Genomic DNA, 17109 nt, shown 5'->3' with positions numbered 1-17109 from the left:
GATCCCACATGAAACTGCTGCATATCGATTCGAGCATTCTTGGTGACAACTCGGCTTCCCGTCAGCTGAGCGGTGAAGTGGTCAAAGCCTGGCAAGTTGCCGAGCCATCCGCTGTGGTGACCTATCGTGATCTGGCCGCTGATGCCATCAGCCACTTTTCCGCGACGACGCTGGTTGCTGCCGGGACCAGCGCTGAACTGCGCAATGCCGCACAACAGCACGAAGCCGAACTGAGCGCCCAAACCCTCGCTGAATTTCTCGCTGCCGACGCAGTAGTGATTGCCGCGCCGATGTACAACTTCACCATTCCAACCCAGCTCAAGGCCTGGATCGACCGCATCGCCGTGGCCGGTCAGACCTTCCGTTACACCGAAGCCGGTCCTGAAGGCCTGTGCGGTGGCAAGAAAGTGGTGATCGTTTCGACGTCCGGCGGCCTGCACGCAGGTCAGGCGACCGGCGTAGCCCACGAAGAGTACTTGAAAGTGCTGTTCGGTTTCATCGGCATCACCGATATCGAGTTCGTTCGCGCCCACGGCCTCGCCTATGGTGATGAAGTGCGTACCAAAGCCATGAACGACGCCCAGACGCAAATCAGCGAGCAACTGTTCGCCGCTGCGTAAGGCTTGCGTAAAGCAGCAAACCGTTCAGGTAAAGCCCCAAAAAACTCTGTATTCTGGATACGCAAGTACCAGGTGCGGAGTTTTTTGTTTCTGGTCGTTACAGGTTGTGGCCCAAGATATGCAATCGAGGGTTTACCTCCATGGTCCGGTAACAAGGTGGGCATCCCATGATGCGTCTTTGTGCAACCTTAGTGATATGCCTGTTGAGCAGCCTGAATTCGGTGCACGCCGCCCCCGCGCCACATCCTCACTGGAGCGTCGGTTATCACGAGATGAGTTTTCTCGACCCGCTCGATCTGCAGCCGATGCGCGGCATCGCGTTCTATCCCTCCAGCGAAAAAGAACATTCCAGCAAGCTTGAGGGCTACACGGTCGAAGCCGGCGAAGACACCAGGGTCGCCATGGGCCGCTTCCCGATGCTAATGCTCTCCCACGGCAATACCGGAACCCCGCTGGCGCTGCACGACCTGGCCACGTCGCTGGCTCGCAAAGGGTTTGTGGTGGTGGCGGTGATTCACCCCGGGGACAATTCCAGGGACCACAGCCGACTCGGCACCTTGAGCAACCTGTACGGGCGGCCGATCCAGATCTCCGAAGCCATCACCGCGACGTTGGGCGATCGTATGCTCGCGCCGTTCGTCAATGCCGAGCAGGTGGGCGTTATCGGTTATTCAGCCGGCGGGGAGACCGCGTTGATTCTGTCCGGCGCGACGCCCGATCTCGATCGCCTGCGCCGTTACTGCCAGGAGCGTCCGGATGACCGTGACGCCTGCAATACCCAGGGTGAGTTGATTGTCGACCGTGATGATTTGCAACCGGTGGCTGACCCGCGGGTCCATGCGTTACTGCTGATGGCGCCGCTGAGCCTGAAGTTCGGCCGACACACGTTGGCCGATGTGCATGTGCCGGTGCTGCTCTACAGCGGTGACGGCGACAAATTGGTGGCCTTTGACAAGAACGCCGCAGCGCTGGCGCGCAAACTGCCCATCGCACCGGACTTCAGATTATTGTCCGGGGCAGGGCACTTCGTGTTCATGGCACCTTGCAATGACGAACAGATCGCGATCATGCCGGCACTTTGCACCGATGCTGATGGCGTCGACCGCGAAGACATTCATCGCAATCTGATTGCCGAGGCTGGACGTTTTTTCTCGCGTACCCTGGGCAAGGCAACCCGGGCCGGGATGCAAACCGCCGATCAGTAGCTCAACGCCCCCACAGTTCATTGGGCCATCGAACGCTGCTTGAGCAGCAGCGTCAATCCAAGACCGCTGATCGACAACAGCGCCGCACTGAAGAAAATCCACGAGTACCCCATGTTCAGCGCAATGGCCCCCATCAGCGGGCCGGCAATCGCCAATGCCAGATCGAAAAATACTGCGTAAGCACTCAGTCCCGCGCCACGGCTGGAGTTGGGCACTTGTTTGATCGCCTCGACACCGAGCGCGGGGTAAACCAGCGACAGGCCAAACCCGGTCAACCCGGCACCTATCAAGGCATACCCGGTTGAGGGTGCGAGCCACAGCAGCACCAGGCCGACTGTCTCGATGGTCATGCAGGCAATGGCCGAGCTGAATCCGCCAAACCGGCTGATGCTGGAAATGAACAACAATCGCGCAAGGATAAAGCACACGCCGAACACCGTCAGGCAGTACGCCGCACCGCTCCAGCCGCGGTTCAAGTAGTACAAGGTAATGAAGGTGGTCAGGGTGCCGTAGCCAATGGACGCCAGGCTCAAGCTCGCACCGAACGGTGCAATGCGCCCGAACACCGCCCAGAACGGCAAGCGCTCACCACGCACCACTGGCACCGACGGTTTGTTGCGAATCAACAGTAGCGCCGCCAAGGCCAGTACCGACAGGGCAATGCCCAGGCTGGCGAACCCCAACTGAGCGACCATCACCACCCCCAACGGCGCTCCGATGGCGATCGCACCGTAGGAAGCTATTCCATTCCAGGAAATCGAACGTGCCGTGTGCTCCGCGCCAACCTGGCCCATGCACCAACTGATGGTGCCGACGCCGATCAAGCCTTGGGCGATCCCCAGCAACAAGCGGCCGGCTATCAGGATCGACAAACTTAACAACGGAAACCCTTGCAGCAAGGTCGACAGCAGCGTCAGCACACCGCTCAACACAATCCCTGACAACCCGTAAACGATCGCCCGTTTGGTCCCGACATTATCGGACATGCGTCCGGCCATGGGCCGACTGAGCAGGGTCGCAAGGTACTGCGAACCAATGGTCAGCCCCGCGATTACAGCACTGAACCCCAGTTGTTCATGGACATACCCCGGCAACACTGCAATCGGCAAGCCGATGCAGAGGAAAGCAATGAAGGTGTAGAAAACAATGGAGACGATCTGCAAGGTGATCGCCATGGAACTGTGCGGTGGCTGTTGCTGCGCAGACATGAGGGCTCGTTCGCGGGCGGCGGTGGGAGAGCTGCATGATGGCTGGGGTGCGGGATAAAAGAAAGCTGGCTAACGATTGAATGCTTAAACTCTTCGTCGATTGTGATGCCCACATCGCGGGCAAGCCTTGCTCCTACGGGTTTTGAGGCTGGCCGCGGTTTGGTGCTCAGCGCAAAGCCCTTGTAGGAGCGAGCCTGCGCGCGATGGATTCGGCACCTGAAAATTCCAGCCCTGGTATGCAAAAAGCCCCGTCACAAGGACGTAATGCTGTTCACTTAAGAGATAGAGCGAACAACAAGTAACCTGTGGCGAGGGAGCTTGCTCCCGCTGGACTGCGCAGCAGTCCCATTTTTAGGGTCGCTTCGCGCCCCAGCGGGAGCAAGCTCCCTCGCCACAGATACAGTGTTCGTCCTTAAGTGAAGAGCATTCCGTCACAAAGACAGGGCTTTTCGATTGAAGCGCAGGCTTAGAACACTACGCCCTGGCTACGCAGGTAATCGTCATAGGTACCGCTGAAGTCGGTCACGCCATTCGGGCTCAGCTCGATGATGCGAGTGGCCAGGGAGGATACGAATTCACGGTCGTGGCTGACGAAGATCAACGTGCCTGGATAGTTCTCCAGCGCCAGGTTCAGCGCTTCGATGGATTCCATGTCCAGGTGGTTGGTCGGTTCGTCCATCACCAGTACGTTCGGCTTTTGCAGGATCAGCTTGCCGAACAGCATGCGGCCTTGTTCACCACCGGAGATGACCTTGACCGACTTGAGGATCTCGTCGTTGGAGAACAGCATCCGGCCCAACGTGCCGCGAATGATCTGCTCGCCCTGTGTCCACTGGCCCATCCAGTCGAACAGGCTGACGTCGTCTTCGAAGTCGTGGGCGTGGTCCTGGGCGTAATAGCCCAGCTCCGCGCTTTCGGTCCACTTCACGGAACCGGCGTCCGGGGTCAGCTCGCCCATCAAGGTGCGCAGCAGGGTGGTTTTGCCGATACCGTTCGGGCCGATGATCGCTACGCGCTCGCCAGCTTCAACGGTGAAGCTGAAGTTCTTGAACAGCGTCTTGCCGTCGAAGCCCTTGGACATCTGCTCGATGGTGACAGCCTGGCGGTGCAGTTTCTTGGTCTGTTCAAAGCGAATGAACGGGCTCACGCGGCTCGATGGCTTGACCTCGGCCAGCTGGATCTTGTCGATCTGCTTGGCACGGGAAGTGGCCTGCTTGGCTTTCGAGGCGTTGGCCGAGAAGCGGCTGACGAACGTTTGCAGTTCGGCGATCTGGGCTTTCTTCTTCGCGTTGTCCGACAGCAGTTGCTCGCGGGACTGGGTCGCCGCGGTCATGTACTCGTCATAGTTGCCCGGGAACAGGCGCAGTTCGCCGTAGTCCAGGTCAGCCATGTGGGTGCACACGCTGTTGAGGAAGTGACGGTCGTGGGAAATGATGATCATGGTGCTGTTACGCACGGTGAGAATCGATTCCAGCCAGCGAATGGTGTTGATGTCCAGGTGGTTGGTCGGTTCGTCGAGCAACAGCACTTCCGGATCGGAAAACAGCGCCTGGGCCAGCAATACGCGCAGCTTCCAGCCTGGAGCGACTTCGGACATCGGGCCGAAATGCTGTTCCAGCGGAATGCCCAGGCCCAGCAGCAGCTCACCGGCACGGGACTCGGCGGTATAACCGTCCATTTCGGCAAACTCGGTTTCCAGTTCGGCCACGGCCATGCCGTCTTCTTCGCTCATTTCCGGCAGCGAGTAGATGCGGTCGCGCTCGGCCTTGACCTTCCACAACTCTTCGTGACCCATGATCACGGTGTCGATCACGGTGAATTCTTCGTAGGCGAACTGGTCCTGGCGCAATTTACCCAGGCGCACGTTCGGCTCGAGCATGACCTGACCACCCGAAGGTTCGAGGTCACCGCCAAGAATCTTCATGAAAGTCGACTTGCCGCAGCCGTTGGCGCCGATCAAGCCGTAACGGTTGCCACCGTTGAATTTGACCGAAACGTTTTCGAATAGCGGCTTGGCGCCGAACTGCATCGTGATGTTAGCTGTAGAGATCAAAGGTTTTTCCTGCGAAGCATTCAGAGTAGCCAGGGTGGCGGCTGGACCGCGCTTGACCCGAGTCAAGGTGCGCTGAAACGGGTTTTTTCCGTCATCAACGAGGTGGCGCGTAAAGTTTGGCGGCGATTGTACTGGTCTGGCTCTTTAAACGATAGGGCAATGGAGGCCACACCGTCGTTTTGGCGGTAGCAGTGCGCATTTTCAATGTTATAGGTTAACTATTGGTTACAAAGTGTGGCTAAAATGCCATCTCTCACCGAGGCCGACATACGGCCTGGCTCGAAAACGGGCCAAAAGACGCTGCACAAGCCTCCACACGCCGCTGGCTGGCAAGGGGCGCAGTTTGTTCACTTCTGATGTGTGACGATTTCCGTGAAACTGATCATTGCCGCTGTCTACGTTGTATCCATCGCGTACGTCCATCTGCGCGGTCGCGTGCGCCACAAGTTGGGGCGCCAGTTGAGCGATCACTCGACGTTTCTGGCGCCGATCAATTGCTTTCTTTATCTGTTCTCGAAAGTCCCCAACAAGCCCTACCTGGATCCGGCGGACTTTCCCGACCTGACGCCCCTGCAAACCCATTGGCAGGAAATCCGCGCCGAAGGCCAGAACCTGCTGCGTGCCGGCGAGATCAAGCGTTCCAACCAATACGATGATGTTGGCTTCAACTCGTTTTTCAAGACGGGCTGGAAGCGCTTCTATCTCAAGTGGTACGGCGACAATCACCCGTCGGCGATGAAACTGTGCCCGCGCACTACTGAGTTGGTTCAGAGCATCGGCTCGATCAAGGCCGCGATGTTCGCCGAGTTGCCGCCGGGCTCCAAACTGGTTCGTCACCGTGATCCGTATGCTGGTTCCTATCGTTATCACCTGGGACTGGAAACGCCTAATGATGCTGGTTGCTACATCAACGTCGATGGCGAGAACTATCACTGGCGTGATGGCGAAGCCGTGATGTTTGATGAGACGTTCATTCATTACGCGGAAAACACCACCCAACAGAACCGCATCATTCTGTTCTGCGATATCGAGCGGCCCATGAAGTATCGCTGGGCGGCCGCGTTCAATGGCTGGTTCAGCCGCACGGTGATGTCGGCTGCCGGCGCGCCCAACGAGGCGGGCGACAAGACGGGTGGCATCAATCGCCTGTTCGGCAGGATTTACAAGATTCGTCTGCGCGGCAAGGAATTGAAGAAGCGTAATCGCAAGCTCTATTACTTGCAGAAATGGGCCTTCTTCGGTGGTCTGCTGGCGATTTTTGTCCTGGTCTGAATCTCTTGTCAGTGCTGCTGCTGACGTCATCGCGGGCCTGCCTGCGATGACGCCGGAACATTCACCGCATCACTTGCTGACTTTCTTCCGCGCAGCCGGTTTACTCGCTGATTTGCTCTTGGCTGGCGCCTTGTCGGCGCTCCTGCCCCCAAGACTGCGCTTGAGCAGTTCGGTCAAATCGATGACATCCGCGGTCTTGCGCTCTTCTTCGCCAGTCGCCGTTTCAACGTCTTCGATCTTGCCTTCATGGGCCTTCTTGTCGACCAGGGCCATGATCTTGTCTTCGAATTCATCGCGGTAATCTTCGGGCGTCCATTCTGCGCTCATGTCCTCCACCAGGCGTTTGGCCATGTCGAGTTCACCTTTGGCCAGTTCTGCTTTGGTGACGTCCGGCCCTAACGCCAGCTCGTCAAGGCTGCGGACTTCCGCCGGCCAACGCAGCTTGACCAGTACCAGCGCCGATTCCAGTGGCATCAATGCCGCGAGGTACTGGCGGGTATGCAACACCACGCGTGCCAACGCGACTTTCTTGGTTTTGGTCAACGTCTCGCGCAACAGCGCGTAGACTTTGCCGCCACGTTTATCCGGTGCCAGGTAATAGGGCGTATCGATGTTTTGCAGCGGAATCTGCTCGCCGTCGACAAAGGCGAAAATGTCGATGGTTTGCGTGGATACGGGGTGCGCTGAGCGAATTTCCTCTTCGCTGAGCACCACATAACGACCCTTTTCGTAGGCTACACCTTTGACGATGTGTTCCTTGGTCACCTCCTTGCCGGTGACCTTGTTCACACGCTTGTAACCCACCGGCTCCATGCTGCGGCTGTCGAGCCAGTCGAAGTCCACCCCTTGGGAAGAGGTCGCCGAGACCAGCGCCACGGGGATATGCACCAGTCCGAAACTGATCGCGCCTTTCCAGATTGCCCGTGCCATGGTCGTGTTCTCGCGAGTGATGATCAGGTGACCGTAGGCCTCGAGCAAAAGTTTCAGCGGCCTGCAGCCCGTCTCTCGCGCAAGATCAACTTCGTGTTACACCTTGCCGTTGAGGTTTTGATTAACAAATCCGAACCCGGGGCGTAGCGTGCTATCGAAGACCTTACACGCGCGTGCCCAGAGGCAACCCATGAACAGATGCATCCTCGGCTTCATCCTGTTGGCCTCGAGCAGCATTCTCGGCCCGCTGGCCCAGGCGCAAGTCCCTTCGACTCACGCGCCGTTGCTTTTGGCGCAGAGCCTGCCGAACAGCGGTAACAACAACCCCTACAACAGCCCGATTCGCCGGGCCAATCCCAACAGCATGCAAGGCACGCAACCCAGTGCCCCAGCGATCCGAGGACCGAACACGGTCCCTGTGCCACGTCCGCCAACCCTCGACAACGGTGGCATCGGCAATCGCTACCCGCAGACGCCAGCGGCTCCCGCCAGCTCTCCCAGATTCATACCCAACCCGCCAGCGCGGGGTACTCCCATTCGTTGAACGGCAAAATCTGCATTTCTCCCCGCCATTCTCATGACAAAAGGAATCGTGCATGTTGTGTAAATCTCTTCTGACCGCTCTCTGTGCCAGTGCAATGTTGACCGTTACGCCGCCTGTGCTTGCCGCGTCCGCGCAGGCGATGAAAAGTGAACTGGGCACGCTTGAAGTCACGCCCATCGCCGAGGGGCTGGAGCACCCCTGGTCCGTGGCGTTTCTGCCGGATCGCCAGGGCATGCTGGTAACGGAAAGGCCCGGTAATCTGCGCCTGGTCAACACGCAGGGCAAGGTGTCGGCGCCGATCAGCGGAGTGCCCAAGGTCTGGGCCAAAGGGCAGGGCGGCTTGCTGGATGTGGTGCTGTCACCCGACTTCAAGCAAGACCGCTTGATCTACCTGTCCTACGCCGAGGGTGGTGGTCAGGGTAACAAGGCCGGTACGGCCGTCGGTCGCGGCAGGCTGTCCGAAGACCTGACGAGCCTCAGGGATTTCACGGTGATTTTCCGTCAGGAACCCAAGCTATCCGTCGGCAACCATTTTGGCTCACGGCTGGTATTTGACCGTGATGGTTATCTGTTCATTACCCTCGGGGAAAACAACGACCGGCCGACCGCACAAGACCTCGACAAACTCCAAGGCAAGGTCGTTCGCATATATCCCGACGGCAAGGTACCGGACGACAACCCGTTTGTCGGTCAGTCCGGTGTGCGTCCCGAGATCTGGTCCTACGGGGTGCGCAATCCGCAAGGTGCGGCGCTCAACCCATGGACCGGCACACTGTGGGAAAACGAACACGGGCCTCGGGGCGGGGACGAGATCAACGTGATTGAGCGCGGCAAGAATTACGGTTGGCCATTGGCGACTCACGGCATCAACTATTCCGGGCTGCCCATTCCTGAAGCCCAGGGCAAAACCGCCGAAGGCACCGTCGGGCCACGGCATTTCTGGGAAAAATCTCCCGGGTTGAGCGGCATGGCGTTCTACGACGGCGATCGTTTCAAGGCCTGGCAACACAACGTTTTCATTGGTGCGCTCGTCACGCAGGAACTGATCCGTTTGCAGTTCGACGGCGACAAGGTGGTTCACGAAGAGCGCCTGCTGGGGGAACTGAACAAGCGCATCCGCGATGTGCGGCAGGGGCCGGATGGTTACTTGTATGTGTTGACCGATGAAGAGGACGGCGCGTTGTATAAAGTCGGATTGAAGTAACGCAAAAAGGATCGCAGCCTGCTGCAGCGCCTGTATGAACACGCGCGACCTGGAAGCGCCGCCGCAGGCTGCGATCTTTTCAACGGTTATGCAGGATCACCGCCGCCCTTAACTTGTCCCGACCAAAGCTGCACATCTTCTCGAATTCCCTATGGCTGACCGGCACATGCTGGCAGTCCATGGTTTGTCGATGCTGGCTGTGGTCCACATCGGGATCGTGCAGATAGACGAATTCGTCGTCGCAATCGGTAACGATCACCCAGTGCGGTGATTTGGAGCGAGTCAGGCGATAGCTGCTGATCAGTACCAAAGGCTGACCGCCTTGCTCCAGCAGCCGTGGGAGGTCCAGCTGTCCGCCGATTTCGCACTCGACGTCGCTGGCAAGCAACTGTTCAGTGAACGCTTCGTGCACCAGACGCATTACGTCTTTTTTATGCTCGTTGCGCACGCCGTCGAGAAACAACGGCCCGCTCATGCTCAGTTGCAGACGCACCCGAAACCCGCGGCGCCAGGCCGCCAACGCCAAGCCTTGAGGGCTGCAGCCACCGTGGCCGGAGGTCATGAAAACGGTAGTCGCCTCGCGCCAGATCTGCAGTTCTTCGCGGCGCTGCGGATATTGGTCACGCTGCAGTGCGGCCATGGCCATGATCAGGCAAGCCGGACCGCAGGTGAATTCGGTGGTTTGTGCGTAATAAGGCACTTGAACGTTACGCGACTCGCGATGCTCAAGGATGCGTTTTTGCAGGCGCAGCGCATCGGCATGGTCCTGGTAATAGTCATGAATCACGGCGAAGCGCCGGTAGCCGTTGCGTTCATACAAGGCAATCGCCGCAGGATTGTCGATACGCACCTCCAGCCGCAAATAAGCACAGTCGTGCTCCAGAGCGCAGGCCTCGACGCAATCGAGCAATTTTTTACCCAATCCGTTGCCTCGTGCCTGGGCGGCGATGGCGATCGAATACAGTCGTGCCAGCGACGTACCTCGATGAAATAGCACCACGGCGTAACCCAGCAAATGCTCACCGTGCTGTGCTACCAACAGTTGCCCGTGGGCACGAGTAATCATCCATTGAAAGCTGCGACTGTTGAGCCGATCGGTGGTGAAACACTGCTCTTCCAGTTGCAATAACTGAGGCACGTCTTGCAATACCGCCAAACGAAATATTGTATTCATACGACCGCCGTAAAAGTTGCGTAACGAAACGGGACTTTCAAAAAACATCGTGCTTAATAGGAAAGGTCTTGTTCACCAACGGATCGATCACTATGTCAGCGGTACAAGGTCATTGGCGCGAAGTATCCGAGCAAACTTTGCCGGCGGCAATCACTTCTGAAACTTATTTAAAAGGTTCTTCAAATGAGTCGGGTAGAACTTCCAGCCAGTTGATTATCATCGTCGAACGCAGGGAGGACTGGGCTTCCTACTTTCCCAGCGAGGACATTGTCACGGCCCAGGAATACCTGGAACAAACCCGCGACAACGACCAGGGCAAGCGGGTTCAGGTCATCAACCTGTGCCGCAGCTACAAGTATCTGGGGCACGGGTACTACTGCTCGCTGCTGGCAGAGGCCCGTGGGCACAAGGTCATTCCCTCTGTGCGAACCATCAGTGAACTCACCCGTAAATCCTTGTACGGCCTAGCGTTGGATGACTTGGATAAAACCCTGGAAAAAGCGCTCAGTCATCATGCTTACAGCGATACCGAAGGTTTTACCCTGACACTTTACTTCGGCAAGACCAATATCGAGCCGTTGCAGGATTTGGCGCGGCAATTATTTGAAGTATTTGCCTGCCCGATTTTGTTAGTTGAATTTCGTCGAACTAACGGCTGGCACATCGAAGGCGTTAAGTCGGGCGCACTGCATAAGTTGCGCGAAGATCAGGAAGATCAGTTTGCACAATCCCTGGATAGTTTCAGTCGAAAAATCTGGCGCCAGCCGCGATCCCGGCGATTGGCCCGATACGACCTGGCCATTCTGCATGACCCCCAGGAAGCCTTGCCGCCCTCCAATGCCAAGGCGCTGGATAATTTTGTCAGGGTCGGCCGGACGCTGGGCATCGACGTTGATCTGATCGAGCGCAAGGACTATTCGCGAATTGCCGAATACGACGGCTTGCTGATCCGCGAGACCACCAGCGTCGACAACCACACGTATCGATTCGCCAAGAAGGCCGAAAGTGAAGGGCTGGTAGTGATGGACGACCCGGCGTCGATTCTGCGTTGCACCAACAAGGTGTACCTGACCGATCTGCTCAAGAGTCACCAACTGGGCATGCCCGCTACTGAAATACTCTACAAGGAACGACCGGAAGATTTCGAGCGGGTGGGCGAACGCCTGGGGTTTCCGTTGGTGCTGAAGATCCCCGACGGGTGTTTTTCCCGGGGTGTCATCAAGGTCGAAAGCCAGCAAGCCTTGCTCGAAGCTACCGCTGAATTGTTCGAGCATTCGGTGTTATTGCTGGCGCAGGAGTTTTTCTACACCGAGTACGACTGGCGCATCGGCGTGCTGAACCGCAAGCCGATCTTTGCCTGCCAGTACTTCATGTCCAAGGGCCATTGGCAAATCTACAACCACAAGGCCAAAGGCCAGGATATCAACGGTGAGTGCCGAACCCTGGCCGTCCACGAAGCGCCGCGAGCGGTGGTGGAGCTGGCAGTGAAGACCGCCAACCTGATCGGCGATGGTCTGTACGGCGTTGACCTCAAGCAGTCGGGGGACAAAGTGGTGGTGATCGAGGTCAACGACAACCCGAACATGGACGCGGGTATCGAAGACGCGTACTTGCAAGACGACCTGTATTCACTGGTGCTGGAAGAGTTCGTGCGACGCCTGGAACTGAAACGTCGCGGCCAGGCCTGGTGATCAGCCGATGATCAAGGGCTTTGAATTGACCCACGGCGCTCTGCACGCCGTCGATCGGCTGGATGCCCCGGTCGTGCTGTTCAGCAATCCCGATGTGGCCGAGCGCGACCTGTTGCACAGCCATTTCAAACTCGATGAACACGCCTTGGCGTCGGCACTCGACCCTGACGAGGTGTCGCGCATCGAGTTTCACCCCGACAACCTGTTCCTGATCTGGAAACGCCCGGAAAACTACTCCGGCTCGCAGAGCCTGGCGTTTGAAGTGTCATCCTGTGGCTTGCTGTTTTGCCCGGACCGCTTGCTGGTGATCGCCACCGATGACGCGCCGCTGAGCGGGTTGGGCAAGCGTCAGGCGCTGAACACGCCGATGGATGTGTTGCTCGATCTGCTCTTCAACAACATCCATCACTACTTGGGTCACCTCAAGGTGATCAAATTGGTTGCCCGGGAGCTGCAGCAGAAATTCAATGCGTCGATGCAGAATCAGCACCTGATCCAGATGTTCAACCTCAGCGAAAGCCTGATCTATTACATCAATGCCATCCACAGCAACGGCGCGGTCCTCACCCGACTGCGCAACCACGCAGAAAAGCAACACTTCAATGCCCATGCCATCAGCCTGATCGACGACCTGATCATAGAAAACAACCAGTGCTACAAGCAGGCGGAAATCTACTCGACGGTGTTCTCCGGGCTGATCGACGCGCGGGGCAATCTGATGAACAACAGCATGAACAACCTGTTGCGCAAACTGACGTTGATCAATGTGGTGTTTTTGCCGCTGAACCTGATCGCAAGCATCGGCGGAATGTCCGAATTCAGCATGATGACGGCAGGCACGCCGTGGTGGATTTCTTATCCGTTGTTCTTGAGCGCGATGCTGCTGGGGGCAGGGGTGATGGTGCTGGGGCTCAAGCGCTTGGCGAAATGAATCGGGTGATGTTCACCAGGCCTGTGGGCGCGAGCCTGCTCGCGATAGCCGCTTCCAAATCGCCAAAATGTCCGGATCAGAGCTGTTGAGCCGCATCCATGCGGTCGAGCGCGCCGCGTTTGGCGACGCGTTGGCATGATGTGCAAGGATTATTCGGCAACGGCTTTTTCGACTTTAGTCGACGCCGACCAGATCCTGTAACGTACCTCTACATCCTCAGGTACATAGAGCACGATCGGCAGTTTGCTGTTGTAGCGCAGCATGAAACCGTCACCCACCACGGGCACGAAATCCTGTTTGCGCTTGCCGTCCGGGCAGGCCATCAGGGTGCTCATCGGGCCGATGACTTTTTCCAGTCGGTAAAACGGATAACCCCAGCCTTCGAGGTTTTTTTCCTCAAGCATGCCGCCCAGGCGTTGGCGGTTGCAGTCGACGGTAAGGGTCTTGCCAGCGAGTATTTCGACCTGGAAATCGTCTTCCCGGGTTTGCGGTGCCAAGTGAATGACCTGGCGGCTGAAGCCGTCCTCGGCTTTTGGAAATGGCGCGGTTTTTTCCAGCGTTGCCCCGTGGATGACGCCCGACAGTGCAGCCGCGATAACGCCGATGGATGTGCGAAAAAATAAAGGACTCATGGTGCCTCCTTGCAGGTAAACAGAAGCGAACGATCGCCTGCGCGCATTCTCCCTTCCACGGGCACCCGATGCAAACTCACGCTGTGTGCAATTTGCAGGGCTATCTGAGGCCGATAGTGCAATTTGCATGACGGTTGTTACAGGTTGTTAACCTAAACCTCTGATTTACCGATGAGCTGCATAGCTGAATTCAAGGCATGTTTTATGCTGTAGATGTTCTTAAGCTGACCGGGATCGCACACGAGTCAGCCATCGATAACCGTTGGCAGTCTCACAAAGGAGAGGGTCGCCATGTTTCTTTCTGCCTTGGAACTTCGCAACATCATTGAAAGCAGTTTCCTGCCGAAACGCTGCCAATGTTCGCTCTCTCCGGACCTCAAGATGACCGTCAAGGTCTTCGCGGAGGATGGCACTGATACCCTCGATCTATTGAGAACGGATATCGATGCCCAGCATCTGAACAGCTGCAGGGAAATCCATGAGTTGATTGCGGGGCTGCGCTCAGACCTTTACCACCATCACGGGGAAAACGAGCACCGTGAGGTACTGGGCAAAGCGCTGTAGCCCAACGTTTGAATCTGCCGTGCGCTGCGGGCCTGGATCAAAATACCAGGCCCAGCGCCAGATCGAACGCATAAATGCAACTTGTGCGATCAGTCAGTTTTGATAACTGCAAGCGTCCGACAGTTTTCGGTAGGCGAGTTCCGCGGGTTTGCCCGACTGCTTATCGATATACGTCATCGTTGCCGTGATCACTTCACAATCCATCGTCGTGGGTTCGGTCAGGGCAATCACTTTGCCAATGTGCAGGGGCATTCCGTAATGATACGAGGGTATCGCGTCGGCGACGGTGGTGTCCGCTACGGTAAAACCTGAAAAGCTGGCACAGACAAGAGCTGAAGAAACGAGCAAAACGCGCGAGTTCATGGGGCAATCTCCAGTGCAGACGGAAGTCAGCTCGACGGATCGTCGAACCTGCCGCACTGGGCGTCAGAGAACTCTGAGGGCGTGCGGTCCAGTAAGTGTTGGACTGCACGATTAAGCATTGGTTAATTCTCCTGAACGCCACCTGTCGCTTTGCCACTACCGTTCGGCGGACGACCACACCATCAGGTGCGTTATGCCAGTTGTTTTCGATAGGGCAGGTCCGGCCCGGTTTTGCCGCAAGTCAGTGCCGCTGCCTGAACCGCAAACCGCATCATCGCTTCGATCTGCTCGCGGCTGAGCTCACGCAATCCCTCGATTGAATCCAGTTGTTGCTCAGTCAACCAGGCAATCAACGCCGCCTGAAAAGTATCGCCAGCGCCCACGGTATCTGCGATTTTGACCGCGCAGGCCGGCACCGACCACGAACCATGGACCCGGCTGAACACCGTCGCGCCTTCGCCACCGCGCGTCAGGAACACCAACTGGCAACGGTGCTGCAACCAGCCCTCGATGACCCGCGCAGGGTCCTGTTCGGGATACAACAGGCGCAAATCCTCATCGCTGACCTTGATCAGATCGGCATGTTCGACCAGCGTGGCCACGCGCGAACGCCACAACTCGATATCTGGCTCGGGGTTGAGGCGCACGTTCGGATCGAGGCTGATCAGGCGTTTACCGCTTTCCCGTCGCACCAACGCCAGCAGCGTGTCGGCAATCGGTTGCACCACCAGCGAAAACGAGCCGATGTGCAAGCCGCGTACGTCAGGCCCAAGTTCCGGCAGATGCTCAACTTTCAATTGCCGATCGGCACAACCTTCGCCACGGAAGCTGTAATGTGGCGAACCATCAGCACCCACCGCAACCATCGCCAGCGTGGTTGGTGCGGCGAAATCCCGTAGATAGCCGGTTTGTACCCCTTCGTCCTGCAGCACTTGCAACAGTCGTCGGCCAAGGTAATCGGTGGACAACCCGGCAAACAGCGCCACGTTCACACCCAATCGGCGCAAACCCACCGCAACATTGAACGGCGAACCGCCGGCAATCGCCTTGAAATTCACTTTTGAAGCCAGGCCACTGGCATCGTTTTCACTGAAAAAATCAAACAGCGCTTCGCCACACACCAGATACATAATTGTTCACTCTTCAAAGGGTTGCGACATGCTGTTGATAGCGTTCGTAGGCTTGCTGCGAAGCCACGACGTTTTGTGCAATGGGCAAGGTTTCACTCGCCGGGTCGAGCGTCACGCAGCGCTCGCACAGATCCGCCAGGCTCTCTTCTCGGCCGCTTTCCCGGGACTTGCACCAGGCCGCCTGAATCGCCGCCCCAAGGGCCGCGGCTTCGCTTTGTTCAGTGCAGACCACCGCAGTGTTCATGATGTCCGCGACTACCTGGCGCCATACCGTACTTTTCGAGCCGCCGCCGATCAGGCAAATGCTGCGGCTTTGTAAGCCATTTTGGCGCAGCAGGTCCACACCGAAACGCAATCCGAAGGTCGTGCCTTCAACCACTGCACGGCACAGATTGGCCTGGGTCAGGTTGGTCATGGTCAAGCCGCGCACGCTGCCGGTAGCGTGGGGCAGGGCGGGTACGCGTTCACCATTGAAAAACGGCAGCACACAAACGCCTTCGGCACCGATCGGTGCCTGGGCCGCGAGTGCATTGAAGCGATCGATATCCAGCTCGAATAACTCACGGAACACCCCGGTGGCATTGGTCAGGTTCATGGTGCAAATCAAGGGCAACCAGCCACCGCTCGAAGAACAGAATGTGGCGACTCCAGCGTCCGGGCTGACGATCGGTTGATCGGCATAGGCGTACACCGTGCCGGATGAGCCGAGACTCATGGTGATGGCGCCTGGCCGAATATTGCCGGTGCCGATGGCGCCCATCATGTTGTCGCCACCGCCGCTGGAAACAAGGGCTTGCGGATTGATACCCAATCGTCCAGCGATCGCCGGCAGGATCGTACCGACCGCTGCGTGCGCGTCGATCAGCTCCGGCAATGCCGCTTGCAGGCGCCCGCTCGGATCGATGTCGCGCAGCAATTGTAAATCCCACTGGCGAGTGCGCACGTTGAAATAGCCCGTGCCGGAAGCATCGCCGTACTCGCTGCAACTGCGGCCGGTGAGCCAGAAATTCAGGTAATCATGGGGCAACAGAATGCGGGCGATTCGGGCAAATACCGCCGGGTGCTGTTCTTTGGTCCAGAGCAGCTTAGAGACTGTGTAACCCGGTGCGATGACCACGCCAAGGCGCTCCAGCGAACCTTTTTCACCGCCCAGGCGTTCGAGAAGGCGATCGTTCTCGGCGCTGGTTTCGGTGTCGCACCAGAGTTTGGCAGGGCGCAGGACCTGGCCCTGATCATCGAGCAGGACGAGGCCGTGTTGTTGTCCGGACACACCGATGCCGAGGATCGATTGGCCATCGACACCGGCCGCCAGCAATGCGTGGCGAGTGGCGCTGGCGAAAGCATCCAGCCACTGAGCGGGGTCCTGCTCGCGACGGCCGTTGGCGCCGCTGATCATGGTGTGGGCAGCGGCGCCCTGGCCAATCACGGCACCACTGACCGCATCGAGGATAATGGCTTTGGTGCCTTGGGTGCCGCAGTCGATGCCGAGGAATAATTGTTGGTCTGCCATGGTGGGTCCTTGGTGTATGAAGATCGTTCCCATGCTCTGCGTGGGAACGCCTCAATGGACGCTCCGCGTCTGCTTCTG

16 protein-coding genes are annotated in these 17109 nt (G+C 57.8%); 8 read left to right on the top strand and 8 right to left on the bottom strand.

The features are described 5' to 3' along the window. Positions 1–8 precede the first annotated feature (8 nt). Together D8U73_RS20435 and D8U73_RS20430 are read left to right on the top strand one after the other, a co-directional pair. Complete coding sequence (locus D8U73_RS20435) at positions 9–620, top strand: FMN-dependent NADH-azoreductase (RefSeq protein ID WP_056855438.1); 612 nt, start codon at positions 9–11, stop codon at positions 618–620. A gap of 167 nt (positions 621–787) precedes the next feature. Beyond that, the gene (locus tag D8U73_RS20430; RefSeq protein WP_130905604.1) at positions 788–1825 is read left to right on the top strand and encodes a dienelactone hydrolase; all 1038 of its coding nucleotides are present in this window, start codon (positions 788–790) and stop codon (positions 1823–1825) included. Between the two features lie 17 nt (positions 1826–1842). Here D8U73_RS20430 and D8U73_RS20425 read toward each other — a convergent pair whose 3' ends face one another. Together D8U73_RS20425 and D8U73_RS20420 are read right to left on the bottom strand one after the other, a co-directional pair. Continuing rightward, complete coding sequence (locus D8U73_RS20425; RefSeq protein ID WP_130905603.1) at positions 1843–3033, bottom strand: MFS transporter; 1191 nt, start codon at positions 3031–3033, stop codon at positions 1843–1845. Between the two features lie 466 nt (positions 3034–3499). Further along, the gene (locus tag D8U73_RS20420) at positions 3500–5086 is read right to left on the bottom strand and encodes an ABC-F family ATPase (protein WP_033044478.1); all 1587 of its coding nucleotides are present in this window, start codon (positions 5084–5086) and stop codon (positions 3500–3502) included. Positions 5087–5458: 372 nt separating this feature from the next. On the opposite strand from D8U73_RS20420, the gene lpxO reads away from it, so the two are divergent. Further along, on the top strand, positions 5459–6358 hold the full coding sequence (gene lpxO, locus D8U73_RS20415; protein ID WP_130905602.1) for a lipid A hydroxylase LpxO: 900 nt from the start codon (positions 5459–5461) through the stop codon (positions 6356–6358). Positions 6359–6427: 69 nt separating this feature from the next. Here lpxO and D8U73_RS20410 read toward each other — a convergent pair whose 3' ends face one another. Further along, positions 6428–7288 carry a Ku protein gene (locus D8U73_RS20410; RefSeq protein WP_056855593.1) on the bottom strand — a complete coding sequence of 287 codons (861 nt, stop codon included), beginning with the start codon at positions 7286–7288 and terminating at the stop codon, positions 6428–6430. A 190-nt stretch (positions 7289–7478) separates the two neighbouring features. Between D8U73_RS20410 and D8U73_RS20405 the strand changes: the two genes are divergently transcribed. After that, entirely contained in the window at positions 7479–7832 is a 354-nt protein-coding gene (locus D8U73_RS20405; protein ID WP_130905601.1) for a hypothetical protein, read from the top strand. A gap of 52 nt (positions 7833–7884) precedes the next feature. Further along, complete coding sequence (locus D8U73_RS20400; protein ID WP_130905600.1) at positions 7885–9036, top strand: PQQ-dependent sugar dehydrogenase; 1152 nt, start codon at positions 7885–7887, stop codon at positions 9034–9036. Positions 9037–9115: 79 nt separating this feature from the next. Here the strand turns inward: D8U73_RS20400 and D8U73_RS20395 are convergent, their stop codons facing one another. Continuing rightward, a complete protein-coding gene (locus tag D8U73_RS20395) occupies positions 9116–10210 on the bottom strand; it encodes a GNAT family N-acetyltransferase/peptidase C39 family protein (protein WP_130905599.1) in 1095 nt (364 codons plus the stop codon). A gap of 92 nt (positions 10211–10302) precedes the next feature. On the opposite strand from D8U73_RS20395, the gene D8U73_RS20390 reads away from it, so the two are divergent. Both D8U73_RS20390 and D8U73_RS20385 read left to right on the top strand, forming a co-directional pair. After that, positions 10303–11901: a RimK family protein gene (locus tag D8U73_RS20390; protein ID WP_130905598.1), complete on the top strand. Its 1599-nt coding sequence runs from the start codon at positions 10303–10305 to the stop codon at positions 11899–11901. Positions 11902–11908: 7 nt separating this feature from the next. Beyond that, entirely contained in the window at positions 11909–12832 is a 924-nt protein-coding gene (locus D8U73_RS20385) for a magnesium transporter CorA family protein (protein WP_130905597.1), read from the top strand. Between the two features lie 149 nt (positions 12833–12981). On the opposite strand, the gene eco is transcribed toward D8U73_RS20385, so the two are convergent. Then, on the bottom strand, positions 12982–13464 hold the full coding sequence (eco, locus tag D8U73_RS20380; RefSeq protein ID WP_130905596.1) for a serine protease inhibitor ecotin: 483 nt from the start codon (positions 13462–13464) through the stop codon (positions 12982–12984). Between the two features lie 291 nt (positions 13465–13755). Between eco and D8U73_RS20375 the strand changes: the two genes are divergently transcribed. Further along, positions 13756–14028, top strand: coding sequence for a DUF1652 domain-containing protein (locus D8U73_RS20375; protein WP_130905595.1), 273 nt, complete (start codon positions 13756–13758; stop codon positions 14026–14028). 93 nt (positions 14029–14121) lie between these two features. Here D8U73_RS20375 and D8U73_RS20370 read toward each other — a convergent pair whose 3' ends face one another. The 3 genes from D8U73_RS20370 to xylB form a co-directional block, all read right to left on the bottom strand. After that, a complete protein-coding gene (locus tag D8U73_RS20370; protein WP_056855427.1) occupies positions 14122–14391 on the bottom strand; it encodes a DUF2790 domain-containing protein in 270 nt (89 codons plus the stop codon). 191 nt (positions 14392–14582) lie between these two features. After that, on the bottom strand, positions 14583–15521 hold the full coding sequence (locus tag D8U73_RS20365) for a carbohydrate kinase (protein WP_130905594.1): 939 nt from the start codon (positions 15519–15521) through the stop codon (positions 14583–14585). A gap of 13 nt (positions 15522–15534) precedes the next feature. Beyond that, positions 15535–17031, bottom strand: coding sequence for a xylulokinase (gene xylB, locus D8U73_RS20360; RefSeq protein ID WP_130905593.1), 1497 nt, complete (start codon positions 17029–17031; stop codon positions 15535–15537). Between the last annotated feature and the right edge of the window lie 78 nt (positions 17032–17109).

The organism is Pseudomonas sp. Sample_22 (assembly GCF_004307635.1).
Taxonomy (GTDB): Bacteria; Pseudomonadota; Gammaproteobacteria; order Pseudomonadales; family Pseudomonadaceae; genus Aquipseudomonas.
The sequence above is the reverse complement of the archived record's forward strand: the minus strand, read 5'-3'. Positions and strand labels throughout refer to the sequence as shown.

What these genes read in the sequence shown, in the direction of transcription:
- D8U73_RS20435 (WP_056855438.1), top strand. Translation starts at nt 9, where the DNA reads ATGAAACTGCTGCATATCGATTCGAGCATTCTTGGTGACAACTCGGCT.
- D8U73_RS20430 (WP_130905604.1), top strand. Translation starts at nt 788, where the DNA reads ATGATGCGTCTTTGTGCAACCTTAGTGATATGCCTGTTGAGCAGCCTG.
- D8U73_RS20425 (WP_130905603.1), bottom strand. Translation starts at nt 3,033, where the DNA reads ATGTCTGCGCAGCAACAGCCACCGCACAGTTCCATGGCGATCACCTTG.
- D8U73_RS20410 (WP_056855593.1), bottom strand. Translation starts at nt 7,288, where the DNA reads ATGGCACGGGCAATCTGGAAAGGCGCGATCAGTTTCGGACTGGTGCAT.
- D8U73_RS20405 (WP_130905601.1), top strand. Translation starts at nt 7,479, where the DNA reads ATGAACAGATGCATCCTCGGCTTCATCCTGTTGGCCTCGAGCAGCATT.
- D8U73_RS20400 (WP_130905600.1), top strand. Translation starts at nt 7,885, where the DNA reads ATGTTGTGTAAATCTCTTCTGACCGCTCTCTGTGCCAGTGCAATGTTG.
- D8U73_RS20395 (WP_130905599.1), bottom strand. Translation starts at nt 10,210, where the DNA reads ATGAATACAATATTTCGTTTGGCGGTATTGCAAGACGTGCCTCAGTTA.
- D8U73_RS20390 (WP_130905598.1), top strand. Translation starts at nt 10,303, where the DNA reads ATGTCAGCGGTACAAGGTCATTGGCGCGAAGTATCCGAGCAAACTTTG.
- D8U73_RS20385 (WP_130905597.1), top strand. Translation starts at nt 11,909, where the DNA reads ATGATCAAGGGCTTTGAATTGACCCACGGCGCTCTGCACGCCGTCGAT.
- eco (WP_130905596.1), bottom strand. Translation starts at nt 13,464, where the DNA reads ATGAGTCCTTTATTTTTTCGCACATCCATCGGCGTTATCGCGGCTGCA.
- D8U73_RS20375 (WP_130905595.1), top strand. Translation starts at nt 13,756, where the DNA reads ATGTTTCTTTCTGCCTTGGAACTTCGCAACATCATTGAAAGCAGTTTC.
- D8U73_RS20370 (WP_056855427.1), bottom strand. Translation starts at nt 14,391, where the DNA reads ATGAACTCGCGCGTTTTGCTCGTTTCTTCAGCTCTTGTCTGTGCCAGC.
- D8U73_RS20365 (WP_130905594.1), bottom strand. Translation starts at nt 15,521, where the DNA reads ATGTATCTGGTGTGTGGCGAAGCGCTGTTTGATTTTTTCAGTGAAAAC.
- xylB (WP_130905593.1), bottom strand. Translation starts at nt 17,031, where the DNA reads ATGGCAGACCAACAATTATTCCTCGGCATCGACTGCGGCACCCAAGGC.